This is a genomic window from Rhodococcus sp. BP-261, assembly GCF_019835205.1.
GTDB lineage: Bacteria > Actinomycetota > Actinomycetes > Mycobacteriales > Mycobacteriaceae > Rhodococcoides > Rhodococcoides kyotonensis_B.
Map to the genome: position 1 here is coordinate 383,004 of NZ_JABUCO010000001.1, position 26,027 is coordinate 409,030.

The 26,027-nt window shown below is 66.4% G+C and carries 20 protein-coding genes; 6 read left to right on the forward strand and 14 right to left on the reverse strand.

What is annotated here, in order from left to right; translation table 11 throughout:
• Nucleotides 1–6: 6 nt before the first annotated feature.
• Nucleotides 7–1,464, reverse strand: a complete 1,458-nt coding sequence (locus tag HQ354_RS01800) for an NAD-dependent succinate-semialdehyde dehydrogenase (RefSeq protein ID WP_222634049.1) — start codon at nt 1,462–1,464, stop codon at nt 7–9.
• 46 nt (nt 1,465–1,510) lie between these two features.
• The gene (locus tag HQ354_RS01805; RefSeq protein WP_222634050.1) at nt 1,511–2,773 is read right to left on the reverse strand and encodes an aspartate aminotransferase family protein; all 1,263 of its coding nucleotides are present in this window, start codon (nt 2,771–2,773) and stop codon (nt 1,511–1,513) included.
• Nucleotides 2,774–3,030: 257 nt separating this feature from the next.
• Between HQ354_RS01805 and HQ354_RS01810 the strand changes: the two genes are divergently transcribed.
• Both HQ354_RS01810 and HQ354_RS01815 read left to right on the forward strand, forming a co-directional pair.
• Nucleotides 3,031–3,891 (forward strand): ribokinase, encoded by an 861-nt coding sequence (locus HQ354_RS01810; RefSeq protein ID WP_222634051.1) that lies wholly within the window; start codon nt 3,031–3,033, stop codon nt 3,889–3,891.
• Entirely contained in the window at nt 3,888–4,778 is an 891-nt protein-coding gene (locus HQ354_RS01815; protein ID WP_222634052.1) for a LysR family transcriptional regulator, read from the forward strand. Before HQ354_RS01810 ends, HQ354_RS01815 begins: the two co-directional genes overlap by 4 nt.
• 1 nt (nt 4,779) lies before the next feature.
• On the opposite strand, the gene crcB is transcribed toward HQ354_RS01815, so the two are convergent.
• Nucleotides 4,780–5,142 (reverse strand): fluoride efflux transporter CrcB, encoded by a 363-nt coding sequence (gene crcB / locus HQ354_RS01820; protein ID WP_222634053.1) that lies wholly within the window; start codon nt 5,140–5,142, stop codon nt 4,780–4,782.
• The gene (locus tag HQ354_RS01825; protein WP_222634054.1) at nt 5,139–5,654 is read right to left on the reverse strand and encodes a CrcB family protein; all 516 of its coding nucleotides are present in this window, start codon (nt 5,652–5,654) and stop codon (nt 5,139–5,141) included. The genes crcB and HQ354_RS01825 overlap by 4 nt, the downstream gene beginning before the upstream one ends.
• Nucleotides 5,655–5,728: 74 nt before the next feature.
• Between HQ354_RS01825 and HQ354_RS01830 the strand changes: the two genes are divergently transcribed.
• The 4 genes from HQ354_RS01830 to HQ354_RS01845 all read left to right on the forward strand — a co-directional run bounded on the left by HQ354_RS01830 (nt 5,729) and on the right by HQ354_RS01845 (nt 11,326).
• Nucleotides 5,729–7,834: an ATP-dependent DNA helicase RecQ gene (locus tag HQ354_RS01830; protein WP_222634055.1), complete on the forward strand. Its 2,106-nt coding sequence runs from the start codon at nt 5,729–5,731 to the stop codon at nt 7,832–7,834.
• A gap of 239 nt (nt 7,835–8,073) precedes the next feature.
• The gene (ectB, locus tag HQ354_RS01835; RefSeq protein WP_222634056.1) at nt 8,074–9,894 is read left to right on the forward strand and encodes a diaminobutyrate--2-oxoglutarate transaminase; all 1,821 of its coding nucleotides are present in this window, start codon (nt 8,074–8,076) and stop codon (nt 9,892–9,894) included.
• Between the two features lie 46 nt (nt 9,895–9,940).
• The gene (locus HQ354_RS01840; protein WP_068423739.1) at nt 9,941–10,339 is read left to right on the forward strand and encodes an ectoine synthase; all 399 of its coding nucleotides are present in this window, start codon (nt 9,941–9,943) and stop codon (nt 10,337–10,339) included.
• 150 nt (nt 10,340–10,489) lie between these two features.
• Nucleotides 10,490–11,326 carry a Sir2 family NAD-dependent protein deacetylase gene (locus HQ354_RS01845; protein WP_068423848.1) on the forward strand — a complete coding sequence of 279 codons (837 nt, stop codon included), beginning with the start codon at nt 10,490–10,492 and terminating at the stop codon, nt 11,324–11,326.
• A gap of 31 nt (nt 11,327–11,357) precedes the next feature.
• On the opposite strand, the gene proB is transcribed toward HQ354_RS01845, so the two are convergent.
• From proB to HQ354_RS01895, 10 genes are all read right to left on the reverse strand, one after another.
• Nucleotides 11,358–12,488, reverse strand: a complete 1,131-nt coding sequence (gene proB, locus HQ354_RS01850) for a glutamate 5-kinase (RefSeq protein ID WP_068423741.1) — start codon at nt 12,486–12,488, stop codon at nt 11,358–11,360.
• A 6-nt stretch (nt 12,489–12,494) separates the two neighbouring features.
• Entirely contained in the window at nt 12,495–13,943 is a 1,449-nt protein-coding gene (gene obgE, locus HQ354_RS01855) for a GTPase ObgE (protein ID WP_068423849.1), read from the reverse strand.
• Between the two features lie 166 nt (nt 13,944–14,109).
• A complete protein-coding gene (gene rpmA / locus HQ354_RS01860; RefSeq protein ID WP_068423743.1) occupies nt 14,110–14,373 on the reverse strand; it encodes a 50S ribosomal protein L27 in 264 nt (87 codons plus the stop codon).
• Nucleotides 14,374–14,446: 73 nt separating this feature from the next.
• Nucleotides 14,447–14,758: a 50S ribosomal protein L21 gene (gene rplU / locus HQ354_RS01865; RefSeq protein WP_068423745.1), complete on the reverse strand. Its 312-nt coding sequence runs from the start codon at nt 14,756–14,758 to the stop codon at nt 14,447–14,449.
• Nucleotides 14,759–14,993: 235 nt separating this feature from the next.
• Nucleotides 14,994–18,473 carry a translation initiation factor IF-2 N-terminal domain-containing protein gene (locus HQ354_RS01870; RefSeq protein ID WP_222634057.1) on the reverse strand — a complete coding sequence of 1,160 codons (3,480 nt, stop codon included), beginning with the start codon at nt 18,471–18,473 and terminating at the stop codon, nt 14,994–14,996.
• Between the two features lie 520 nt (nt 18,474–18,993).
• Nucleotides 18,994–19,407: a nucleoside-diphosphate kinase gene (gene ndk / locus HQ354_RS01875; RefSeq protein WP_167678484.1), complete on the reverse strand. Its 414-nt coding sequence runs from the start codon at nt 19,405–19,407 to the stop codon at nt 18,994–18,996.
• A gap of 39 nt (nt 19,408–19,446) precedes the next feature.
• Nucleotides 19,447–19,848, reverse strand: coding sequence for a DUF4233 domain-containing protein (locus HQ354_RS01880; RefSeq protein ID WP_114332703.1), 402 nt, complete (start codon nt 19,846–19,848; stop codon nt 19,447–19,449).
• The gene (locus tag HQ354_RS01885) at nt 19,845–21,224 is read right to left on the reverse strand and encodes a folylpolyglutamate synthase/dihydrofolate synthase family protein (protein ID WP_167678496.1); all 1,380 of its coding nucleotides are present in this window, start codon (nt 21,222–21,224) and stop codon (nt 19,845–19,847) included. The genes HQ354_RS01880 and HQ354_RS01885 overlap by 4 nt, the downstream gene beginning before the upstream one ends.
• Before the next feature lie 60 nt (nt 21,225–21,284).
• On the reverse strand, nt 21,285–23,954 hold the full coding sequence (locus tag HQ354_RS01890) for a valine--tRNA ligase (RefSeq protein ID WP_222634059.1): 2,670 nt from the start codon (nt 23,952–23,954) through the stop codon (nt 21,285–21,287).
• A 43-nt stretch (nt 23,955–23,997) separates the two neighbouring features.
• Nucleotides 23,998–25,974 (reverse strand): alpha/beta fold hydrolase, encoded by a 1,977-nt coding sequence (locus HQ354_RS01895; protein ID WP_222634060.1) that lies wholly within the window; start codon nt 25,972–25,974, stop codon nt 23,998–24,000.
• Between the last annotated feature and the right edge of the window lie 53 nt (nt 25,975–26,027).

Here is a 26,027-nt window from a genome sequence, read left to right on the forward strand (position 1 = left end):
CTCCTGTCAAGACCTCGGGATCGCAAAGTATTTGTATTCCAAGAACTCGTCTATGCCAACCTTGCCACCCTCACGACCGAGCCCGGATTGCTTGACGCCTCCGAACGGCGCCGCCGGATTGGACACCAATCCTGTGTTGAGTCCGACCATGCCGACCTCGAGCCGCTCCCCCATGCGCAGCGCGCGGTCGATGTCCTGCGTGAACACGTACCCGACCAGTCCCCACTCGGTGTCGTTCGCGAGCGCGATCACTTCGTCCTCGGTGTCGAACGGTACGACCGCGGCGACGGGGCCGAAGATCTCGGTCGACATGAGATCGGAGGACGCGTCGACGTCGTCGAGCACGGTGGGCGGATAGAAGTAGCCGGGTCCGTCGTCCTGGATCCCGCCGACCACCGCACGAGCCCCCCGCGACAGTGCGTCGTCGACGAGGCGTTGCACCTTGGCGCGTCCGTCCTGGTCGATCAGCGGACCCACCTCGACACCGTCCCGGGCGCCGGCACCGACCGTCAGCGACCCCATGCGCGCGCCGAGCTTGTCGGCGAATTCCTTTGCGACGCTGCGGTGGACGAAGAATCGATTGGCGGCGGTGCACGCCTCCCCCATGTTGCGCATCTTGGCGACCATCGCCCCGTCGACCGCTCGATCGATGTCGGCGCCCTCGGCCACGATGAACGGTGCGTTGCCACCGAGCTCCATCGACGCCCGCATGACGGTCGGTGCAGCCTGCGCCAGCAAGATCTTGCCGACCTCGGTCGAGCCGGTGAAGCTGATCTTGCGCGCGAGGCCGCTCGACATCCACGAGCCGACGACGTCCGACGCGTTCGTCGTCGGAACGACGTTGACGACACCGTCGGGCACGCCCGCCTCGTGAAGGATGTCCGCGAGCGCCAGCGCGGTCAACGGAGTCTGCTCGGCGGGCTTGAACACGACGGTGCATCCCGCAGCCAGCGCAGGCCCGATCTTGCGGGTACCCATGGCCAGCGGAAAGTTCCACGGCGTCACCAGAATGCACGGCCCGACGGGCGCACGCGTGACGATGATGCGGTTCTTGCCGTCGCCGGTCGACGTGTGATCACCCGAGATGCGTACCGCCTCCTCGGAGAACCATCGAAAGAATTCCGCGCCGTAGGCGACTTCGCCGCGGGCGTCGGCCAGCGGTTTGCCCATTTCGGCGGTGATCACGGCGGCCAGTTGCTCCGTGCGCTCGACGATCAGCTCGAATGCCCGACGCAGGATGTTGCTGCGTTCGCGAGGAGCCGTCGCAGCCCAGGCCTCCTGCGCATCGGCGGCGGCAGTCATCGCAGCTTCTGCATCGGCGACCGTTCCATCGGCGACGGCGGCGATCACCTCACCGGTGGCAGGGTCGACGACGTTGAATGTCGCCTCCGTATCGCGCCACGCACCGGCGATGAAAAGTCCTGTCGGAGTATCGATGTGGGGTCGAGTAGTTGTCGCGGTCACCGGAGCCGCTCCTTTCCGTAGTGGGCGGCGATCATCGCTGATTCGGTCACAGCGCACGCTTCAAGGTCCGGGCGAGCGCGTCGACGCCCTCGGCGATCTCGTCGTCGGTCACCACCAACGCAGGAATTACACGGACGACGTTGCCCATCCCTCCACACGTGAGCAGCAACAGGCCTTCGGAGATCGCGGTCTGCTGCACACGGGTCGCGGCGGCCGCGTCGGGTGCACCTGCGTCGTCGACGAATTCGAGCGCGAGCATCAGACCGACGCCACGTGCATCACCGATCGCCGAGTACTGCTCTTTCAGACCCCGGAGACCGTCGAGCAGCGCAGCGCCCTGCTTGGCCGCGTTCTCGACGAGACCCTCGTCGCGGACGACGTCGAGCGTTGCGATGGCCGCGGCCGCGGCGACCGCGTTGCCGCCGTATGTCCCGCCCTGCGAACCCGGCCATGCCTTCGACATCAGCTCGGTGGACGCCGCGATCGCCGAGATCGGGAAGCCCGACGCGAGCCCCTTGGCCGTGATCACGATGTCGGGCTTCGCTGCCGAATGCTCGTGACCCCAGAACTTGCCGGTGCGTCCGACGCCTGCCTGCACCTCGTCGACGACGAACACGATGCCGTGCCTGTCCGCGCGTTCGCGCAGTCCTTCGAGGAACGCGGGCGGGGTCTGGATGTAACCGCCGTCGCCGAGGACCGGTTCGATGATGAACGCCGCGGTGTCGGCGGGACTCGAGACGGTGGCGAGCAGGTAGTCGAGCTCCTTCAGCGCGAAGGCCACTGCGGTGTCGACGTCCCAGCCGTAACGAAACGCGTACGGGAACGGTGCGATGTGGACGCCGCCCATGATCGGCGAGAAGCCGGACCGAAATTTCGTGCCCGCGGTGGTGAGCGACGCAGCCGCGACGGTCCGGCCGTGGAATCCGCCGTGGAAGGCGATGATGTTCGGACGCCCGGTTGCCATGCGCGCCAGACGAATCGACGCCTCGACTGCCTCCGACCCGGAGTTCGCGTAGAACACGCTGTCCAGACCGGCCGGCAGGACATCGCCGAGCTTCTCGGTCAGCTCGAGGAGGGGCTTGTGCATGACGGTCGTGTATTGCGCATGGATGATTTTGCCGACCTGCTCGCGCGCGGCCTCGACGACCCTTGGATGGCAATGCCCGGTGCTGGTGACGCCGATCCCCGTCGTGAAGTCGAGGTACCGGTTCCCGTCCGTCCCGTGAATCCAACTGCCGATCGCATGGTCCACGACGACAGGGGTCGCCTGCTTCAGGGCTGGACTGAGGTGAGTGGTCGACGCTGTCATGCGCTCCATCGTGGGCGCAGTATTGCCGATTGTCAACAATCTGCAACTGACTTTTGGGCGCCCCCACCCGCCCCATTTCCGGACCGAATGTCACGTTCGGTCACTCGGAGTAAGCGAGGGACGCCCTCGCTGGTGTTCGGGCGTTCGGCGCCCACCGGACCGAATGACGCATTCGGTCACTCTGAGTAAGCACGGGACGCCCTCGGTCCGTCTCACCCCTCCCCCGCACCCTCACCCCGGCCGCATAGTGTCATCCCATGCACGCGACGCGAGTGACCGTTCTGGGCAGCATCAACATGGACCTGACTGCGGTTACCGACCACCTCCCCGCTCCGGGCGAGACGGTTCTCGGCGACGCGTTCGCGACCGCGCAGGGCGGCAAGGGCGCGAATCAAGCGATCGCTGCGGCCCGCTCCGGCTCCGAGACCACATTCCTCGGAGCGGTCGGCGACGACGCGTTCGCGACCGACCTCGCCGCGCGGCTGCGCGATGCATCCGTCGACGCGTCCCTGCTGCGCCGCACCGACGGGCCGAGCGGCATCGCCGTCATCACGGTCGACACGAAGGGCGAGAACTCGATCGTTGTCGTTCCCGGGGCCAACGCGCTCGTCACCGATCCGACCGGCGAGGAACTCGACGCCATCGCCGAATCCGATGTTCTGTTGTGCCAGTTCGAGATTCCGCTGTCCACGGTCACAGCGGCAGCACAACACGCGCGACGGAACGGGACTCTCGTCGTACTGAATCCCTCTCCCGTGCACGCCGCGCCGGACGAGCTTCTCGATGCGGTCGACGTTTTGGTCCTCAACGAGGCCGAGGCCGCGGCACTCGGCTCCGACCTGCTGGAACGCGTCACGCATGTCGTGACGACCCTCGGCGCATCCGGCGCACGCTACTCCGGGCCTGCAGGCGAATTCGCCGTCCCCGCACCCGTCGTCGACGCGATCGACACCACCGGCGCAGGCGACGCGTTCACCGGTGCGCTGGTGGCCGAATGGCCGAAGGGTCCGGAGGCCGCGGTCCGATGGGCTTGTGCAGCGGGCGCATTCGCGGCGACCCGACGCGGCGCGGGAGCGTCGTCGGGCACACGGGCCCAGATCGAGTCCGTACTCGCATGACACTCTCCCCACGCGTCCCGGATCTCACGGCGCTCGACGTGATGGTGTCGGTCGCTCGGCTGGGCAGCATGAGCGCCGCAGGGCGTGAACACGGCATGAGTCAGCAGGCGGTCAGTGCGAGAATCCGTGCAGCCGAACGCGATATCGGGTTGCGCGTCTTCCATCGCACGACGAGCGGAGTGGAACTCACTCCCGAAGGCGTTGCCGTGTTGGAGTGGGCCGAGAGCGTCCTGACCGCGGCCGACACGTTCGCGACGGGCGTTCAGTCCCTGCTGCAGGAAGACCGGGCACACCTGACGGTGGCGGCGAGCATGACGGTCGCCGAGCATCTGGTGCCGGGATGGGTCGTCATGATGCGCTCGCGCTACCCCGACGTCACCACCCAGGTGCGGCTGATGAACTCGACCGAGGTGGCGCAGCACGTCCTCGACGGGCGTGCGGATCTGGGATTCGTCGAGGGCCCCGATGTCCCGTCCGGGCTCGGCGTGCGCGTGGTGGCGGCCGACGAACTGGTCGTCGTCACCGGGGCCGGCCATTCGTGGGCGCGTCGCGGATCGGTCACCGTCGACGAGTTGGCCGCGACACCGCTGGTTCAGCGCGAGCCTGGTTCCGGAACGCGAACGACCTACGAGAACACCGTGCACCCGTCGGCGCAGCCGCTGCTCGAGCTGAACTCGGTGACCGCCATCAAGTCGGCGGTGGCAACGGCGCACGCGCCCGGCGTTCTGTCGTCACTCGCGGTCGACACCGATATTCGGGACGGTCGACTGATCCGCGTCGTCGTCGACGGCCTCAGCATGCCGCGTCAGCTCCGCGCGATCTGGAACCGACAGGAACCACTGCGTGGGCCACGACGGGATTTCCTCGACATTGCGGCAGGCAGCTGAGTCACGCTGCGATGGCCACTCCGACCGCGCAGGCGCCGACCGACAGGACCAGCGTCGCGACCGCGTTGGCCAGCGCCGACAGACGTCGGCCCTGCTGCATCAGCCGCACGGTCTCGACACTGGCAGTACTGAAGGTCGTGTAGCCGCCACAGAAGCCGGTGCCGACGACGGTCTGCAGATCGCTCGATGCGCCGTCGAACAGGACCAGTCCGGCGATGAATCCGAGCAGCAGCGATCCGGAGATGTTGATGGCCACCGTCGCCCACGGAAAAGCGCCGCGCAGCTTCGTCCTGACGACGGAGTCGAGCGCGAATCGGGCGACGGCACCGAGCGCCCCGGCGATCGCGAGAGCGAGGACGATCACTGTGTTCCCCTGTTCCGATGCGACGCGACCGCGATGCCCGCCCACGCCGCGAGAGCACCGAGCACGACGCTGACGACGCCGTACAGCACTGCCGTCACCGCGTGACCGTCGCGCGTCGAGATCACGGCTTCGAGCGCGAGTGTGCTGTACGTGGTGAAGGCACCACAGAATCCCGTGCCGGCGAACAGCCGAAGTCGTTGCCGCACACCGGTGTCAGGCCCCCGCCGGGCCAACGCCTCCAGCAACGAGCCGAGCACGAACGCCCCGACGACGTTGATCGCGAACGTCGCGACAGGCCAGTCCGGCGTCCGGTGCGGAATCGCCGTCTCGATCGCGTGACGAGCCAGGGTGCCGACCACACCGCCGGCGAACACCAACAGCAACGCCAGCGGTTGCCGGTGCAGAGGTCGGAGCGAGGCCGCCGTCGCGGTGACGACGTCCGGATCCGTCGGTAACTCGTCGTGTGGGTCACCGTGCGAGGACTCCGCCGGGTCGTCTCCCTGTGTCGACATGCCACCTCCTCCGGCAGGAGCCTAGCCCCGGCTCCGCACCGGACTCTGTCGGACGCGTGCGGCACCATGGGGCCATGACCACATCGGAAGCACCCACGACCGATCTTCGCGACGACGCCGAACGTCTCCTCGGCGAGTTGGCCGGGCCCGGCGCCCGGCTGCGCGAGGATCAGTGGACCGCCATCGAGGCACTGGTCGTGGGCCGACGGCGCGCTCTGGTGGTGCAGCGCACCGGGTGGGGAAAGTCGGCGGTCTACTTCATCGCCGCCAAGCTGCTGCGCGAGCAGGGCCTCGGCCCGACCGTCATCGTCTCTCCTCTGCTGGCGTTGATGCGCAACCAGGTCGCCTCGGCCGAACGTGCAGGGGTGCGCGCGGCCACGATCAACTCGGGCAACATGACCGAGTGGGAGGACGTGCACGCAGACGTGGCGGCCGGCCGTCTCGACGTCCTGCTCGTCAGCCCCGAGCGGCTCAACAATCCGGACTTCCGGGACCAGGTGCTGCCGTCGCTCGCCGCGGACGCAGGTCTCGTCGTCGTCGACGAAGCGCACTGTGTGTCCGATTGGGGTCACGACTTCCGTCCCGACTATCGACGCATTCGTACCCTCATCTCCGAATTGCGCGACGGCATTCCGGTGCTCGCCACCACTGCGACGGCAAACGACCGCGTCGTCGCCGACGTCGCGGCACAGCTCGGCGTCGGCGGCAGCGACACCGTCGTTCTCCGCGGTGGGCTCGAGCGCGAATCGCTGCACCTGTCGGTGGTGCAGATCGAGAACACCACCGAACGCGCCGCGTGGCTCGCATCCCGTTTGGCCGAACTCCCCGGGTCCGGCATCGTGTACACGCTGACCGTGTCCGCCGCCCACGATCTCGCGAGCCTGCTGTCCGACCAGGGTCTGGCTGTCGCTGCGTACACGGGCCAGACCGATCCGACCGAACGCGAATCGCTCGAGGCGGACCTGCTGAACAACGAGGTCAAGGCGTTGATCGCGACGTCTGCGCTCGGCATGGGCTTCGACAAACCGGATCTGGGCTTCGTGGTCCACATGGGCGCGCCGTCGTCGCCCATCTCCTACTACCAGCAGGTGGGCCGTGCCGGGCGTGCCACCGAGCGCGCCGAGGTCATCCTGCTCCCCGGGCACGAGGACCGGCAGATCTGGAGTTACTTCGCGTCGGTCGCGTTCCCCCGGGAGCACGTCGTGCGGCAGGTGATCGAGGTGCTCGACGAGGTGAAGCCGCAGTCGACTCCGGCGCTCGAGCCGCTCGTCGACCTGAACCGGAGCCGTCTCGAGATGGTACTGAAGGTGCTCGACGTCGACGGCGCCGTCCAGCGCGTACGGGGCGGCTGGATCGCCACCGGACAACCGTGGGTGTACGACGCGTCGCGCTACGAACGGCTGGAGCAGGCAAGAGACTCCGAGCAGCAGGCGATGATCGACTACCAGCGCACCGACGGGTGCCGCATGGAATTCCTACGACGACAGCTCGACGACCCGGAACTCGCGGAGGGCGCCGATCCTTGTGGCCGCTGTGACAATTGCACAGGGCAGTCTTACTCGGTGCAGGTCGAGGAAGCCGCACTCGAATCGACCAGGGCCCGCCTGGACCGACCGGGCGTGGATCTACCGCCGCGGAAGCAATGGCCGAGCGGTATGAAGAAGCTCGGCGTGTCACTGTCCGGCAAGATTGCCGACGGCCCGCGACCCGGCCGAATCCTGGGTAGGCTCACCGACCTGGGCTGGGGCGCCAGGCTGCGTCAGCTGCTCGACGGCCCCGACGGTCCCGCGCCTGCGGCATTGCTCGACGGCTGTATCAGCGTCCTCGCGAACTGGGATTGGGAGACCAGGCCCACCTCCGTCATCGCGCTCGAGTCCGACACACACCCACAGCTCGTTCGATCCGTGTCGAGCGAGCTCGCACGTATCGGTAGGCTCGACGACCTGGGCATCCTCGCCCCTCGGCCGGACCACCCACCCGTGTCGGCCGCCAATTCGGCATTCCGCGTCGCCGGGCTGATCGATTCCTGGGACGTACCGGACCTGACCAGCACCGATGGCCCGGTTCTGCTGCTGGACCTGCTGACCGACAGCGGCTGGACCTTCACGTGCGCGTCGGTCGCGCTCCGCCAGGCCGGAGCAGCGGCTGTCCTACCGTTCGCTCTTGCGACTCCCAAGTAGCCCGGGCTCCGCCTCCGAGACAACTCTGGGTCGATCACAGAAGACGATAAGTCCACCCTGTGCATCGACGTTTTTTGACTCGAAGCATCGTCGCTGTCTCGCGCGGGCGTTACCTCGAATCCCACGAATGTGACCAGCCTCACATTCACCCTCTTACCTGGGAAAGCGACAAGGTTTATCGAACCAATTTCCGGGGGTACATGAAATGCCATGGTCACCTTGTTACGTTGGTATTTCCTATGAAGCCCGCACAGCTGAGAGCGACCCCAATCACTGCGCCGGACGCAGTGACGTTTCGTAGTCCACAGGTTTCCGACGGAGTCCGGCTCTGGGAAATCGCGAGAGATTCGCGCGTACTCGACCTCAATTCGAGCTACGCATATGTATTGTGGTGCAGAGATTTCGCTGCGACATCCGTCGTTTCCGACGTCGATGGTCGCGCCGTAGGGTTCGTCACCGGTTACATCCGACAGGACTCCCCCACAACGTTTTTCGTGTGGCAGGTGGCAGTCGATGCGGATCAACGGGGCAAGGGACTTGCCGGCCGCATGCTGAACGAACTTCTCGATCGGCTTGCGCCGCAGGGCATCACCCATCTCGAAACGACGATCAGCCCCGACAACGAGGCGTCGATCGCGTTGTTCACCGCCCTTGCTCGAACACGGGGCACGGACATCACCAAATCAGACCTGTTCGCGCCGAAAGATTTCCCTGATAGCCACGAGGCGGAGGAGCTCTACACCGTAGGCCCCGCCACCGTGCGCACACACGAAAGGAACAAGCAGAACATGACCGAGTCGACCATCACCGAGAAGCCCGACGTCTTCGAGACCGTCGAGTCCGGAGTTCGGAGCTACAGCCGTCAGTGGCCTGCTGTGTTCAAGACTGCGAAGAACTCGACTCTCGTGGACGAGAACGGCCGTGAGTACCTCGACTTCTTCGGCGGCGCAGGCGCTTTGAACTACGGTCACAACAACGACATCCTCAAGGGTGCACTCGTCGACTACATCCAGAGCGACGGCATCACCCACGGTCTCGACATGTCCACCGTCGCGAAGCGTGAGTTCCTCGAGTCGTTCAAGAAGAACATCCTCGATCCGCGCGGCCTCGACTACAAGGTGCAATTTCCCGGTCCCACAGGCGCCAACACGGTCGAGGCAGCCCTCAAGCTCGCCCGCAAGGTCACCGGACGTGAAGCAATCATCAACTTCACCAACGCTTTCCACGGCATGACACTCGGCGCGCTGTCGGTCACCGGCAATTCGATGAAGCGAGCCGGCGCCGGAATTCCGCTGGTGCACACGACTCCCATGCCGTACGACAACTACTTCGGCGGCGTCACCGAGGACTTCCAGTGGTTCGAGCGCGTGCTCGACGACTCGGGCAGTGGAATCAACCGCCCGGCCGCAGTCATCGTCGAGACCATCCAGGGCGAGGGCGGCATCAACGTTGCCCGTCCGGAGTGGTTGCGCGCCTTGGCCGAACTGTGCTCGCGTCGCGACATCCTGCTGATCGTCGACGACGTGCAGATGGGTTGTGGCCGCACCGGTCAGTTCTTCTCGTTCGAGGAAGCAGGCATCGTTCCTGACATCGTCACGCTGTCGAAGTCGGTCGGTGGATACGGAATGCCGATGGCGCTCACGCTGTTCAAGCCGGAGCTCGACGTGTGGGCGCCGGGTGAGCACAACGGAACGTTCCGAGGATTCAATCCTTCGTTCGTCACGTCGAAGGTCGCCATCGAGACGTACTGGTCCGACGACACGTTCGAGAAGGAAATTCTCGCCAAGGGCGCTCACATCCAGGATCGCTTCATCAAGCTGTGCGCGAAGTTCAGCTGCGTGTCCACTCGTGGCCGCGGAATGGTGCAGGCACTCGCATTCGAGGAGCCGGAGCAGGCCACCAAGGTCGCCCAGCTCTGCTACGACGAGGGACTTCTCGTCGAGACCGCAGGTCCGTCCGACGAGGTCGTCAAGCTGCTTCCGCCGCTGACCACGACCCTCGAAGAACTGGATCGCGGACTCGACATCATCGAAAGCGCGACCGCAAAAGTGTGCTCCTGAGCCACTTTCCGCGTAACGCACTCACTCGACCGAAGGGAGATCATCCATGATCGTTCGTACTACCCAGGACATCACCGGCACCGATCGCGAAATCAAGAGTGAAGACGGCCAGTGGGTCAGCAAGCGCATCATCCTCGGCGGCGACAAGGTGGGATTCTCGTTCCACGAGACCACCATCAAGGCCGGGACGGTGAACAACTTTCACTACGCCAACCATGTCGAGGCCGTCTGGCTCATCGAAGGTGAGGGCACTCTGACCGACCGTGAAACCGGTGAGACGTACGAGCTGGGCCCGGGTTCGATGTACCTGCTCAACGGCCACGAGCGCCACACGGTGGAGCCGCGGACCCAGATGCGCATGATGTGCGTGTTCAACCCGCCCGTCGTCGGCAACGAGACGCACGACGAGAACGGCGTGTACCCGCTCGTCGAGGTCCCTGCATAAGACAGCGGTATTCTTTCCCCGAGACATCTCCGACGCCCCGTCCGACCGCGTGAGCCGGTCGCACGGGGCGTCGGCGTATCGGCGCCTCGACCAGGTGCGCGGCTGCCGGGCGCTACCCTGGATGGGGTGTCGGCCCCTGGAACTCACAGCATCGTCGCCGGGACGGACTTCGACGCGATCGTCGAGGTACTGTCCGGCAAGTCCGTCGCCGTCGTCACCGGCGCCGGTATGTCGACCGACTCGGGAATCCCCGACTACCGAGGACCGGACTCACCTCCACGGAATCCGATGACGTATCAGCAGTTCATCGGCGACGACGAGTTCCGCCGGCACTACTGGGCACGTAACCACGTCGGTTGGCGTCACATGGACGCAGCACGCCCGAACCTCGGACACCGCAGTCTCGCCGCGCTGGAGCGTCGCGGCGTGGTGTCGGGGGTCATCACGCAGAACGTCGACATGCTGCACACCAAGGCGGGAAGCCGACACGTCATCGACCTCCACGGTGTCTACGCACGTGTCCGGTGCCTGAGCTGCGGACGGCTCATCTCACGATTCACACTCGCGCAGCGACTCGACGAGCTGAACCCCGGATTCTTGGAGAGCGTGGCGCCTGCGGAAGGCGTCGAGATAGCCCCGGACGCGGATGCCGTCCTCACCAGCACGGCCCATTTCCGCATGGTCGACTGCGCGTACTGCGGCGGGGTCCTCAAGCCCGACATCGTCTACTTCGGCGAGAGCGTGCCCAAGCCGAGGGTGGCCGAGGCCTTCGACCTGGTCGATCGCAGCGACGCGGTCCTCGTCCTCGGATCGTCGTTGACGGTCATGTCGGGACTCAGGTTCGTCCGTCGTGCCGCCAAGGCCGGAATTCCCATCGTGATCGTCAACCGAGGGCCGACACGAGGCGACGAGTTCGCGACCGTCACCTCGCATGCGGGGACCTCCGAGACGGTTACCGCGCTTCTCGAGGCGCTCCCGTCGCCGTAGCAGCCCGCGACGGCGGACCGCTTTGTCCGGTTCAGGCAGGAACCAGATCGTCGGCATGTACGACGGGACGATGCAGCTCCGGCGACAGCTCGCTCGTCGACTTGCCGAGCATCCCGGTCAACTCCGACGCGTCGAATGCCACGACCCCGCGGGCGACGAGTTGCCCGTCGGGACCACGCAGCGACACGACGTCGCCACCATAGAACTGACCCGACAGGCCGGTGATGCCCGCCGACAGCAACGATCGACGCTTCTCGACGACGGCGCGCACCGCCCCGGCATCCAGATGGATGTCACCGGAGACGTCGGCGGCATGTCGCACCCAGAACCGGCGCGCCGACAGACGCGTCGGGCGTGCCGCGAATGCCGTTCCGACACTGGCGTCGGTCAGCGCTGCCTCGGCGTCCGACGCTGCCGCGAGCAACACGGGAACGCCTGCGTCGGCGGCGAGGCGCGCTGCGGACAGTTTCGACGCCATTCCGCCGGTCCCCAGTGCACCGCCGGATCCGGCGACGACGCCGTCGAGGTCTTCGGGACTGTCGACCTCGGGGATGAGCGTCGCGTGCCCTTTGCGTGGGTCGCCGTCGTACAGACCCGAAACGTCGGACAGCAGAACGAGAGCGTCGGCTCCCACGAGATGCGCAACCAGCGCAGCGAGCCGGTCGTTGTCACCGAAGCGAATCTCGGCCGTCGCGACCGTGTCGTTCTCGTTGACGATCGCCACCGCACCCAGCGAACGCAGTCGATCCAGCGTGCGTTGCGCGTTACGGTGATTGGTCCGCCGCGCGATGTCCTCGGCGGTCAGCAGCACCTGTCCGACGGTGCGTCCGTATCGGGCGAACGACGTGCCCCACGCATGCGCGAGAGCAAGCTGTCCGACGCTCGCCGCTGCCTGCTTCGTCGCGAGATCCTGTGGGCGCTTGGTCAATCCGAGTGGCGCGATGCCCGCACCGATAGCACCGGACGACACGACGACGACATCCGTGCCGCCCCGCATGCGCGCTTCGACGGCGTCGGCAAGGCGATCCAGTCGACCCGTGTCCAACCCACCGACGAGCGACGTCAGTGCCGACGAACCGATCTTGACGACGATTCTCTTGGCGTCCGCGACGCGTGCCCTCGTGGTCGAGGTGAGCACTTCGGAATCGGATTCAGCCGTCACAGGCCCTCACTCGTCGGTGTCGAGACCGCGACGGACTCGACGTGCGTGCTTGCGCTCGTCGGCGCCGATGCGTTCGACCTGGTCCAGACGCGCATCCGTGCCTCGTCCGGTTCTCGTGACGTCGACGCCTGCCGGGGTCTGCGGTTCCCAGTCGAAGCTGACGTCGGCGATGGTGACCGACGCTCCCGGTTCGGCACCCATCTTGATGAGCGTGTCCTCGACACCGAGCCTGGCGAGCCGGTCCGCGAGGTAGCCGACGGCTTCGTCGTTGCTGAACTGCGTCTGTGCGACCCATCGCTCGGGACGCGTACCGAGCACGATGAAGCCACCGGGCACGTCGGGATCCTTGACCACCTGGAAGCCTTCTTCGTCCCGCGCGACAGGCCGGATGACGGCGCGCCTCGGTGCAGCAGGCGGGTGCGCGACGCGGTACTCCTCCACCATCTTCGCGAGCGCGAAGATCAACGGCTTCAAACCTTCTCGGCTGACGGCCGAGATGGTGAACACGGGCCAACCGCGGGCTTCGAACTCGGGCGTGACCATCTCGGCGAGTTCGGCAGCCTCGGGCACGTCGGCCTTGTTGAGCACGACGATGCGCGGCCTGTCCGCGAGATCACCCAGACTCGCGTCGCCGGACAGCGCAGGCTTGTACGCCGCGAGTTCGGCTTCGAGGGCGTCGACGTCGGAGATCGGGTCACGGCCGGGATCGAGTGTCGCGCAATCGACGACGTGGGCGAGCACGGCACACCGCTCGAGGTGCCGCAGAAATTCGAGACCGAGGCCGCGACCGTCGCTGGCGCCGGGAATCAGACCGGGAACGTCGGCGACGGTGAAGGTCGTCTCACCACTGGAGACCACGCCCAAGTTCGGAACGAGCGTCGTGAACGGGTAGTCCGCGATCTTCGGCTTCGCCGCCGACAGCACCGACACGAGCGACGACTTACCGGCCGACGGGAATCCGACGAGGCCGACGTCGGCGACCGACTTCAGTTCGAGAACGAGATCGCGTTCGACACCCTCTTCACCGAGGAGCGCGAAGCCAGGTGCTTTGCGGGCCTTCGACGCCAGAGCCGCGTTGCCGAGACCTCCGCGACCGCCGCTGGCCGCGTCGAAACGCGTTCCTTCTCCGACCATGTCGGCGAGGATCTTGCCGTCGCGATCTAGGACGACGGTGCCGTCCGGCACCTTCAGAATCAGGTCTTCGCCGTCGGAACCCTGCCGGTTGGCACCCATGCCCTGGGTTCCGTTGGTGGCTTTGGCATGCGAATGGAAATGGAAGTCGAGCAGCGTGTGCACACCGCGATCGACCACGAACACGACGTTGCCGCCGCGTCCGCCGTTGCCGCCGTCGGGGCCGCCGAGCGGCTTGAACTTCTCACGGTGGACGGACGCACAGCCGTTGCCGCCTTTGCCGGCGGTGACGTGGAGCACCACGCGGTCGATGAATCGCGACATGACTGCCCTCGATCCTTCCCCGGCCTCGTCGGCCGAAATTTTCGATGCCCACAAACACGATAAGGGCGGACCGGGTTCTTTCGACCCTGGTCCGCCCTTATCGAAGTGCTGGGCGCGTCGGATCGGCCCCGAGGGGCGCTACCGACGCAGATGATGCAGCGGAGACTCAGGCCTCGACTGCAACCGGAACGATGTTCACGGTCTTGCGTCCACGCTTGGCGCCGAACTCGACCGAGCCTGCAGCCAGAGCGAACAGCGTGTCGTCGCCGCCACGGCCGACGTTGACGCCGGGGTGGAAGTGTGTGCCGCGCTGACGAACCAGGATCTCGCCTGCGCTGACCGTCTGGCCACCGAAACGCTTGACGCCGAGGCGCTGAGCATTCGAATCGCGACCGTTACGGGAGCTGGATGCACCCTTCTTATGTGCCATGTTGCATACCCTCCTCGGGTGATGTGCTCGTGAAGAACGCCGACTGTCAAGTATGCCAGCGCGGAAGAACTGGCTACTTGATGCCGGTGACCTTGAGGACGGTCAGCTTCTGCCTGTGTCCCTGACGCTTGTGGTAACCGGTCTTGTTCTTGAACTTGTGGATGCGGATCTTCGGGCCCTTGGTGTGCTCGACGACCTCACCGGTGACCGAGATCTCGGCCAGCTTGTCGGCGTCGGTGGTCAGGTCGGATCCGTCGACGACGAGGACCGGAGCAAGCGAGACAGCAGTGCCGGGCGCTCCCTCGATCTTCTCGACCTTGACGAGGTCACCAACAGCGACCTTGTACTGCTTTCCGCCGGTCTTGACGATCGCATACGTTGCCATCGGAGGGCTACCCCTTGCTTCTTCGAACTTGCTCGCGCTACCGCAGGGCAACACGACTGGTCTGGGTCTTGCTTGTTTTTTCTGCTTCCTGGGTTACCCGCACAGGCCATTCCCGTTCCGAAAGAACCGGGATCAAGGCACAGCAGAACAGTGTCACCAGGAGCGACTTATCAAGGTTACGGCAGATGGGCAGTCATGGTCAAACCGCCCATCCGCCGACCTCGACGGCTCATCGTTATTCGTCGGCCGGCGGGCCTGCCGGGCGAGCTGCTGCTCGTCGACGAGGCTTCCGTACGGGCAGGTCGGCAGCCGAATCCGAGTTCGACGCCGTGCTCGGACCCGATGTCGTGTGCACCGATTCGGGAGCCGCCAGGTCCGTCGGGGACTGCGTGGCGGGAATCACGAACACGGTTCCGGCGTCGGGTGCCTCTGTCGTCGGCGCAGCCGCCTTACGGGCCACTCTCCTGGCCCGGCGCGGCGTGACGATCGCCTGTTCTTCGACAGGTTCCTCGACCACGGGCTGCGCGACGGCCGACTCCTCGGCTGCTGCCTGTCCGTCCGATCCGGTCTCCGCGACGCCGTCGCCCGTCTCCGTGATCTCGGGCTGCTCGGCTACCTCGGACTTTTCCGTGACCTCGGGCTTCTCGGCTGCCTCGGACTTCCCCGTGACCTCGACCTCGGCGGGAGTCGTCTCGACCGACTCTCCCTGCACCGCAGCGACATCGGTCGCGTCGATGATCTCGGGCGCGGCGTCCGACGCGTCCTGTGCCTTTTCGACCACGTCGGCAGGCGTCACGTCGGCGACGACCTCGTCGTGATGCGCGGCCATGGCCAACGCGACCGGGTGCGCACGCTTCACCGACGGGTCGACGGTGTGCTCATGCTGGGGCTGCTCAGGCGCGTTCTGCGCCTGGTTGTTGTCGGACTTGTCCCGACCACGACGCTTACGGCCGGAGCCGCCTTCGCCACGCGACGAGTTCGAACGCGAGTCGTTCTCGGTGGCCTTGGCCTCGACCGGGAACGGGTGCACGACGATGCCGCGTCCCTGGCAGTGCTCACACGTCGTCGAGAATGCCTCGACCAGGCCCGTACCGAGCTTCTTGCGCGTCATCTGAACGAGGCCGAGCGACGTCACCTCGGACACCTGATGCCGTGTCCGGTCGCGTCCGAGTGCCTCGGTGAGACGCCGGAGCACGAGATCACGGTTCGATTCGAGAACCATGTCGATGAAGTCGACGACGATCATGCCGCCGATGTCGCGCAGACGCATCTGGCGGACGACCTCTTCGGCAGCCTCCAGGTTGTTCCTGGTCACCGTCTCTTCGAGGTTGCCCCCGGCACCGGTGAACTTGCCGGTGTTGACGTCGACGACGGTCATCGCCTCGGTGCGGTCGATGACGAGCGTTCCGCCCGACGGCAGCCACACCTTGCGATCGAGTGCCTTGGCAAGCTGTTCGTCGATGCGGTGTGCCTCGAACACGTCCGGCTGACCGGGTTCGGCGACGTGCCGCTGAAGCTTCGGCAACATGTCGGCGGCCACGGTCTCGATGTACGACGACGTCGTCTGCCACGCCTTGTCACCCTCGATGACGAGCTTGACGAAATCCTCGTTGAACAGGTCACGGATGACCTTGACGAGCAGATCGGGCTCTTCGTAGAGAGTCTGCGGCTGCGTCCCCTTGCTCGACTCGGCCTTCTTAGACGCCTCTTCGATGCTGGTCCACTGGGCCTGTAGACGCGTCACGTCGCGTGCCAGTTCTTCTTCGCTGACGCCCTCGGCGGCAGTACGGATGATGACGCCTGCCTCGGGCGGCACGATCTCGCGGAGAATCTCCTTGAGACGCTTGCGCTCGGTGTCGGGCAGCTTGCGGCTGATTCCGGTGGAACTGCCACCCGGCACGTACACCAGGTAGCGGCCGGCCAACGACAACTGCGTCGTCAGACGCGCACCCTTGTGTCCGACCGGGTCCTTGCTGACCTGGACGAGCACCTGATCGCCCGGCTTCAGCGCCTGTTCGATCTTGCGCGAATTGCCACCGAGACCTGCTGCATCCCAGTTGACCTCACCGGCGTACAGAACACCGTTGCGGCCACGGCCGATGTCGATGAACGCGGCCTCCATGCTCGGAAGCACGTTCTGAACGCGGCCCAGGTAGACGTTGCCGACCATCGAGGCCGACGCGCTGCTGGTCACGAAGTGCTCCACGAGGACGCCGTCCTCGAGCACCGCGACCTGGGTGGTGACGCCGTGGTCGGGGAACGCCTTCTCCCGAACGACCATGACGCGGTCGACCGACTCACGACGAGCGAGGAACTCCGACTCCGTCAGGATCGGCGGCCTGCGGCGACCCGCGTCGCGACCGTCGCGACGACGCTGACGCTTGGCTTCGAGACGCGTCGACCCGGTGATGCCCTGGACTTCGTCCTTGCTGCGCGACTTGTTGCGCGGCTCACGCTCGTGCACGACGGTGTTCGGCGGATCGTCGTCGGCCGACGTCGGCTCGGACGACTCCCCGGAACTGCGGCGACGACGCCTCCGGCGACGGCGACGGCTCGATCCGTCCGAGGACTCGTCCTCGTCGTGCTCCGACGACTCCTCCGCGGAGTCCGACTCCTCGTCCGTGTCGTCGGACTCGGTCGACTCGTCCTGCTCGGACGTCTCGCTCTTGTCTCCCGAACGCGAGCGACGACGACGCGTGCGACGCTCTCCTGCCTGCTTGTCCTCGCCCTCGGTCTCGTCCGACGCGGCCTCGTCGACGTCCGACCGATCGTCGGCGGACTTGTCTTCCGCGCTGCTGTCGGTGCCGGACCCCGACTCGTCGTCGGATTGCGAATCCGACTCGTCACCCGTGCTGTCGGACTGTTCCCCGCGGCCACGGCCGCGACCGCGACGTCCGCGCCGCCTGCGACGCGGCTGCGACTGCTCGTCGTCGTCCTCGCTGCGGTCGGTGTCGGTGTCGGTTCGAGAAGACTCGGTGTCCGTGTCGGCTGCAGCGTCGGCCTCGGCGGGAACAGAGGGGTCCTCGACCCGGGTCGTCGCCTCGGCGGTCTCGGGGATGTCGGTCTCCGGCGTCGACGTCGAGTCCTCGGCGGGTCCGGCCGCCTTACGGCTGCGACGGCGCTTCGGCGGCGCCTCGACGGGCGCCTCGGGCTGCAGGAACAGCGGGGTCGAGAACTGCGGACGTGACGCGGGCGCAACCTCGGGCCGCGTCGCGGCACCGAAGACGTCGCCCGCAGACTCCTCGGCCGCAGGCTCGTCGGCTGCGGGCTCGGTGGTTGCAGGCTCGTCGGTAGCGGGCTCGTCGGTAGCGGGCTCGGTGGTTGCAGGCTCGGTGCCGAGCTGCGGCTCCTCGACGACCGGTTCCACCTCGACGGGGGCGGGTTCACCGGTCAGCGGTTCGGTGACGCTGGGTTCCGCTGCGATGGGTTCTGCGGCAGCCTGCTCCACAGGTGCAACTTCCGGTGCCGTGAACGCGGTGTGCACCGTCGTCGCTGCATCGCGGCCGAGACTCGACTGCGCGCTACGGGCCTCGATACCGAGTTCGCCCAGCTTCGCGAGCACCTGCTTGCTGGTGACGCCGATGATCTTGGCCAGAGCGTGAACGCGCAGCCGATCCGGGAAGGTCGGGGTTTCGCCGGCCGACGACGACGCGTCACCTGCTGAACTTCCCGAGTTCGAGTTCTGTACATCTTCGGGCGGGGCTTGATCGGCCACGTAATCTCCTCGGGCCCCCGGGCGCGTCCACCTGCGTTACTGGTGGGTGTGACGCGGCCACGCGGGGGCAATCCATGTGTACCGACGCCGGGCGTGGCGTCGGTTGTTCGGTCTCGCTCCGCGTCTGGTGCGCTGTCACCGTCGGTGACCGGTGCGCCGGGCGCGGGGCCTGGCTGGTTGGCTCTGGCGCCTGCGAGCCCGAGCGCCGGATCATCAAGCATGCGGTCGGCGTGAGAAGAATTCACGCGTCGCGCAGCGATGACGGGCATCGAACCCCAGGTGTCATCCGGTTGCTACCACGCGAGCGCCACTGCAGTGTCGTCCACTGCCGTGCCGCCCTGGGTCGAGCGTAAAGCGTGTTGGTGCGGTGTAGATGTGTCTTCGTGAAGCCTGTGTTGTGAAAGCAACCATCACGAGTATCCCATACCGAACGAAGTGAACCCGCCACGCCGCTCCGATCACTGGATCGGCGGCGTGGCGGGCGCGCTGGTACGACGACTCGATCGTCGGTGCGACTCGGTCAGGGAAGCTCGGGGAACCACAGCGCGATCTCGCGTTCGGCCGACTCCACCGAGTCGGATCCGTGCACGAGATTCTGCTGGCCGTCGAGAGCGAGGTCGCCACGAATGGTTCCGGGAACCGCCTTCTCGACCGGATCGGTACCGCCTGCGATCTGGCGGAACGCAGCGATGGCCCGCGGACCTTCGAGCACAGCCGCGACGACCGGTCCGGATGTGATGAAGTCGAGGAGCGCCGGGAAGAACGGCTTGCCCTCGTGCTCGGCATAGTGGGCACTGGCCAGCTCCAGCGTCACAGGCTTGAGCTCGAGTGCTGCGATGCTCAGTCCCTTCTTCTCCACGCGGCCGAGAATTTCCCCTACGTAGCGGCGGGCGACTCCGTCGGGCTTGATCAGTACAAGGGTGCGTTCGGTCACGACTGACGACAGTAGTGGACGAAAGCGTGGCCGATTCGGTCAGTCCCTCTGTCCGTAGAGCATGCCGCGTTCGATCCGACGGGTGATGTCGCGGCGGAGGTAGATCAGGTAAGCCCAGACCGCACCGAAGACGACACCGACGATGCCGATCGACAGGTGGATGAACACCCCGGCCAGGACGAGCGCCTGAAGGATCAGGTTGATCTGCATCGCCTGCGGACGCCCCTGCACTCCTGGCGCAAGCATCAACAGAATCGCGACCCCGACTATGTACGTCGTCGAGAACCAGCTCAGCCCGCCGCCGACCGTCGCGACGACGGGCAGCGCCAGCAGCACGACGATGGCTTCGAGGATCAGCGTGCCCGAGCACACACCGCGGAATCCCTTCCACGGGTCGTTCGCCGGCGGCTTGAACTGTGCAGGTTCCGTGCCGTCGCTCATATCGGTTCCTTTCCGAACAATGTCCTGGCCGCCCCCGCGGTCACGACCGAGCCGGTCACCACCACACCGGCACCGGACACGGATTCACCCGGGTCGGCCACCTCCTCGGCGAGACCGATCGCGGTCTCCAACGCGTCGGGCAGCGTGGGCGCGACGACGACGCGCTCGTCACCGAATTTCGCGACGGCGATGTTCGCGAGGTCGTCGACGTCCATCGCCCGCGGGGATCCGTTGTGGGTCACGACGATCTCGTCGAAGACGGGCTCGAGCACCGTCAGCATCTGCTCGACGTCCTTGTCCCCCATCACGCTGACGACGCCGACCAACTTGCGGAAGTCGAATTCCGCGGACAGCGCCTGCACGAGGGCGCGTGCCCCGTGCGGGTTGTGTGCGGCGTCGAGAAAGACCGTCGGCGCGTTCCTGACTCGTTCCAGCCGGCCGGGATTGACGATCGACGCGAACGCAGCGCGGACGATGTCCTCGTCGAGTTGACGATCCGCACCGGCCCCGAAGAACGCCTCGACCGCGGCGAGCGCGAGCGACGCGTTGTGCGCCTGATGCTCGCCGTGCAGCGGGAGGAATACGTCGGTGTAGACCCCGCCGAGCCCCTGCAGTTCGAGCTGCTGACCGCCGATCGCGATACGTCGGCCGAGCACACGGAACTCGCTCCCTGCCCTCGCCACAGCCGCGTCGGCCTCGACGGCAGCACGTAACAGCACGTCGGCCACCTCCGGCTTCTGCTCGGCGATGACCGCGACGGTGTCGCGTGGTACCAGCCGCTCGGGAGCCTTCTTGATGATCCCGGCCTTCTCTCGCGCGATTCCGGCGAGATCGCTGCCCAAAAATTCGACGTGATCGATATCGATGGGCGTGATGACGGCGATCTCTCCGTCGACGACGTTGGTCGCGTCCCACCGACCTCCGAGTCCGACCTCGATCACACCGACCTCGACGGGGGCTTCGGCGAACGCCGCGAACGCCATGGCCGTCGTCACCTCGAACTTGCTCATCCGTGGCCCGCCCGCAGCCTGGGACTGGGTGTCGATCATCTCGACGAACGGCGCGATCTCGTTGTACGTGTCGACGTACAGCCGCGGCGAGATCGGCTTGCCGTCGATGCTGATCCGCTCCGTCGCGAGCTGCAGGTGCGGGCTCGTGGTCCGGCCGGTGCGACGGTGAAAGTGCGTCAGCAACGCGTCGATCATGCGAGTCACCGACGTCTTGCCGTTGGTTCCGGCGACGTGGATCGACGGGTACGCCTTCTGCGGCGAGCCGAGAAGATCCATCAACGCCGCGATGCGAGCGGTGCTGGGCTCGATCTTCGTCTCGGGCCACCGCTTGTCGAGCTCGGCCTCCACGAGGGCCAGCTCGGCCATGTCGACCGGGCTGGGCTCCCCTCGCCTGGAATCGTCTCGCGGCGAGCCGGATTCGCTCACTTAGCTTCCCATCGCTTCGAGGCGGGTGTTGATTCGTGCGATCTCCTCGGTGGCGATCTGCTGACGCGTACGAATCTTGTCGACGACGGCGTCGGGCGCCTTGGCCAGGAAGGCCTCGTTTCCGAGTTTGGCCGTCGTCTGGGCCAGTTCCTTCTCCGCGGCCGCCAGATCCTTGACCAACCGAGCACGCTCGGCGACGAGGTCGACGGTGCCCGACGTGTCGAGTTCGACGACGACCGTCGCCTTCGACAGGCGCACCTCGACCGATGCCGTGGCGGTGGACTCCGCGTCCGGCTCGGTGAGTTTCGCTTGTGCACGGGTGGCCGCCACCTGATCGATCAGGTCAGCCTCGTCGATGCCGACGAGTTTCGCGGCAACCTTCTGCGACGGCTTCAACCCCTGGTCGCTGCGGAACCGTCGCACTTCGGTGATGAGCTTCTGCATGTCCGAGATGCGCTGTGCCGCAATCTCGTCCACGGCGACGCCGGTGGCCTCCGGCCACGACGCGACGACGACGGACTCGCCGCCGGTCAGCACCTTCCACAGCGTCTCCGTGACGAACGGGATCACCGGGTGCAGCAGACGCAGCAGCGCGTCGAGGACGTTGCCGAGCACTGCGCGGGTGTGTTCGCCGTGGCTGTCGTCGCCGAACTGGACCTTGGCGATCTCGAGGTACCAGTCGCAGACCTCGTCCCACGCGAAGTGATAGAGCGCCTCGCACGCCTTGCTGAACTCGTAGCGCTCGAACGCTGCGTCGACCTCGGCACGAACCTGTTCGAGCCGGTCGAGGATCCAGCGGTCGGCATCGGTGAGCTCGGAGCGGTCCGGAAGTGCCGCGGGCGCAGCACCGTTCATCAATGCGAACTTGGTCGCGTTGAACAGTTTGTTCGCGAAGTTGCGCGAGGACTGCGCGTGATCCTCGCCGACCGACAGGTCCGCGCCGGGATTGGCGCCGCGAGCGAGGGTGAACCGCAGCGCGTCTGCGCCGAAGCGATCGACCCAGTCGAGCGGATCGATACCGTTGCCACGGGACTTGGACATCTTCTTGCCGAACTGATCTCGCACGAGGCCGTGCAGGAAGATGTCCTGGAACGGCACCGTGCCGCCGTTCGGACCTGCGGTCACCGACGCGTCCTGCGACACGTAGGTGCCGAACATCATCATGCGCGCGACCCAGAAGAACAGGATGTCGTAGCCGGTGACCAGCACCGACGTCGGGTAGAACGTCGCGAGGTCGTCGGTCGCATCGGGCCAGCCCATCGTCGAGAACGGCCACAGGCCGGACGAGAACCAGGTGTCGAGAACGTCGGGATCCTGCTCCCACCCCTCGGGGGCCGTCTCGTCGGGGCCGAGGCAGACGGTCTCACCGTTCGGGCCGTACCAGATCGGGATGCGGTGACCCCACCACAGCTGGCGCGAGATGCACCAGTCGTGCATGTTGTCGATCCACGCGAACCAGCGAGGCTCCTGGCTTGCCGGGTGAATCACGGTGTCCCCGTTGCGCACTGCGTCACCGGCAGCCTTGGCCAGTCCGTCGACCTTGACCCACCACTGCAGCGACAGCCGCGGTTCGATCGATTCGCCACTGCGTTCGGAGTGACCGACGCTGTGCAGATACGGCCGCTTCTCCGCGACGACGCGTCCCTGCGCGGCGAGCGCCTCGCGAACCTTGACACGAGCCTCGAAGCGGTCGAGACCGTCGAATTCCGTTCCGGTGTCGGCGATTCGGCCCGCCTTGTCCATGATGGTCGGCATCGGCAGGTCGTGTCGCAGACCCATCTCGAAGTCGTTGGGGTCGTGCGCAGGCGTGATCTTGACTGCGCCGGTACCGAATTCGGGATCGACGTAGTCGTCGGCGATGATCGGGATCTGCCGACCGGTGAACGGGTGCTCGAGCGTGGTGCCGATGAGGTGCTGGTAGCGCTCGTCGTCCGGATGGACGGCGACGGCGGTGTCACCCAGCATCGTCTCGACACGGGTGGTCGCGACGATCACGTGGGGCTCGTCGTCGTTCAGCGAGCCGTACCGCAGCGAGACCAGCTCGCCTTCGACGTCCTCGAACTTGACCTCGATATCGGAGATCGCCGTCTGCAGCACTGGAGACCAGTTGACGAGACGCTCGGCGCGGTAGATGAGACCGTCGTCGTACATGCGCTTGAAGATCGTCTGGACCGCGCGCGACAACCCATCGTCCATCGTGAAGCGTTCGCGACTCCAGTCGACGCCGTCGCCGATTCGGCGCATCTGCCCGCCGATGGTGCCGCCGGACTCACGCTTCCAGTCCCACACCTTGTCGACGAAGAGTTCGCGGCCGAAGTCTTCCTTGGTCTTGCCGTCGGCGGCCAGTTGCTTCTCGACGACGGTCTGCGTCGCGATGCCCGCGTGGTCCATGCCCGGCAGCCACAGCACCTCGAAGCCCAGCATTCGCTTGCGACGGCTCAGCGCGTCCATCAGTGTGTGGTCCAGCGCGTGGCCCATGTGCAGGCTGCCGGTGACATTGGGCGGCGGCAGCACGATCGAGTACGGCGGCTTCCCACTGGTCGGGTCGGCCGCGAAGTAGCCGGCATCCACCCAGCCCTGGTACAGATCCGCCTCTACCGCGCTGGGATCCCAGCTCTTGGGCAGGTTGTCGGCGGGAGACTCGGGGCGCTCTGATGCTGAACTGGTCACCCGACGATTCTAGTAGTCGCGCCGAGCGCCTCCCGCTCGCCCTTCATCCCAACGATTCGGGCAACGCCACCGTCTCTCCCAGCACATGCTCGGCGAGGAACGAGAAGACCACCTGGTACCAGATCGTGGCGTGCTGGGGTGCGAGCACCCAGTGATTCTCCGACGGGAAGTACAGCAACCGGTGGTCCGTCCTGCCCTCGTCGTCGGCAGGCAGTCCCGATTCGCTGAGCAGCTCGTACCAGAGCCGCAACCCCTCGCCGATCGGTACGCGATAGTCCTTGTCACCGTGGATGACCAACATCGGAGTCGAGATGTCCGCGACGTACAGATGCGGCGAGTTCTCCACCGCCATCTCCGGCGACATCTCGCGCTGCCAGTAGTACGCGACGTCGGTGGTCGGTCCGAACTGATCGAGCGCCCACAAGCTCGCATGCGTGACGATGCCGTCGAAACGATCGGTGTGGCCCGCGATCCAGTTGGCCATGTAACCGCCGAACGAGCCGCCCATCGCGGCTGTGCGAGTCTCGTCGATGTCCGAGCGCGCGACAGCGGCGTCGGTGACGGCCATCAGGTCGGTGAACGGTTCGCGGCCCCAGCGTCCCCACCCTCGCTGGACGAAGTCCTGACCGTAGCCCGTCGAGAGCGCCGGGTCGGGTAGCAGCACGGCGTATCCCTTGGCGACCAGCAGCCACGGGTTCCAGCGCCACGACCAGGTGTTCCACGATCCGAGCGGTCCACCGTGGATCCAGAGCAGCAGCGGCGCCTTCGCACGGTCCGACGCGTCGGGCGGCAGCGCCAGCCACGCACGCACCCGTGTGCCGTCCTCCGTACGCGTCTCGATCTCGGTCAGCGTGCCGGGCACGTCGGGCAGCGACACCGCCTGCAAAGGCCGTAGCTCCCCGGTCGACAGAGTTATCCGGACGGGATGCGGCGGCTGCGTGTACGACGCCTCGAGCGCGAACACCGACCCGCCGGTGGTCGTCTGCACGTGCGTGTATGCGGAGTCGGTGTCGGTCAGCCTGGTCACCGATCCGTCCCGGACCACGAAGATCGGGGCTCGGCCGTCGTCGTCGGCGACGACGAGTACACCGCTACCGTCGCGCAGCCACACCGGATCTCGCGGCCACCGATCCCACCCGGGCGCGAGATCCGAGATCACTCCGCCGTCGAAGTCGTACTGCTGCAGCGTCGTTCGCGGTGCTTCCTCGGGAGTCGTCACCGTCTCGCGCACGAACACGACACTCGACCCGTCCGGGGAGATCGCGGGCGAGCCGACATCGGCGTCCGCGTCGTCGACGAGGACGGTGCGCTCCCCCGACGCCACGTCGATCCGGACGAGGACGGTGCGTGCCACCGCGAGCGCGCCGGGCACCGTCCACGTCGTCACCACGAAGGTGCCGTCGGGACTGACGTCGTACGACGCCTCCTGCAGAGCGTGACCGGCGTTCGCGGTGATGCGGCGCATCTCGCCCTCCACCGAGCCGGCGAACAGATGCGGGGTGGCCGGGCCGAGATCGTGGTCCCAGTACCGCACGGGATAGCCCGAATGCAGGATCGCGTCGACCTTGCCGTCCTTGCGCAGAGTGCGTAGACGCTCGTCCTCGTCGTCGGTGGTCGCCGACGGAAGCACGTTCGACGACGCCACGATCCGTCCGGCCGCCAGACGCAACCCGGAGAAGCCTGCGCCGCGCTCGGCGACGACCTGTGCCTCACCACCGCGTGCGGGCAGGGACCAGATCGCCGAGGACTTCTCGTCCTTGGACGCGTGACGCAGGAAGAAGAGATCGCCCGACTCGCCGAATGCCGGACCGCTCTCGCCTGCCTCGCCGAACGTCAACCGGCGCGCCTCGGACTGCCCGGACGGGTCGACGTCCCACAGCGCACCGACGTAAGACGCTGCCCCCGAATCGAGTTGGGACACTGCGACGACGACGCGCGATCCGTCCTCCGTCACCGCCAAGTCGGTCACGCGCGGCTCAGCCACGTATTGGGCGAGATCGTCGAAGATGCCGTCTGACACTGGTACGCGCTCCTGAAGGGTCGAACTGGATTACGGCCGAACCGATCCTACGA

Coding starts and splice junctions, on each gene's coding strand:
- HQ354_RS01805 (WP_222634050.1), bottom strand. CDS start 2,773: ATGACAGCGTCGACCACTCACCTCAGTCCAGCCCTGAAGCAGGCGACC.
- HQ354_RS01810 (WP_222634051.1), top strand. CDS start 3,031: ATGCACGCGACGCGAGTGACCGTTCTGGGCAGCATCAACATGGACCTG.
- HQ354_RS01815 (WP_222634052.1), top strand. CDS start 3,888: ATGACACTCTCCCCACGCGTCCCGGATCTCACGGCGCTCGACGTGATG.
- HQ354_RS01825 (WP_222634054.1), bottom strand. CDS start 5,654: ATGTCGACACAGGGAGACGACCCGGCGGAGTCCTCGCACGGTGACCCA.
- HQ354_RS01830 (WP_222634055.1), top strand. CDS start 5,729: ATGACCACATCGGAAGCACCCACGACCGATCTTCGCGACGACGCCGAA.
- ectB (WP_222634056.1), top strand. CDS start 8,074: ATGAAGCCCGCACAGCTGAGAGCGACCCCAATCACTGCGCCGGACGCA.
- HQ354_RS01840 (WP_068423739.1), top strand. CDS start 9,941: ATGATCGTTCGTACTACCCAGGACATCACCGGCACCGATCGCGAAATC.
- obgE (WP_068423849.1), bottom strand. CDS start 13,943: ATGTCGCGATTCATCGACCGCGTGGTGCTCCACGTCACCGCCGGCAAA.
- rpmA (WP_068423743.1), bottom strand. CDS start 14,373: ATGGCACATAAGAAGGGTGCATCCAGCTCCCGTAACGGTCGCGATTCG.
- rplU (WP_068423745.1), bottom strand. CDS start 14,758: ATGGCAACGTATGCGATCGTCAAGACCGGCGGAAAGCAGTACAAGGTC.
- HQ354_RS01880 (WP_114332703.1), bottom strand. CDS start 19,848: ATGAGCGACGGCACGGAACCTGCACAGTTCAAGCCGCCGGCGAACGAC.
- HQ354_RS01885 (WP_167678496.1), bottom strand. CDS start 21,224: ATGGCCGAGCTGGCCCTCGTGGAGGCCGAGCTCGACAAGCGGTGGCCC.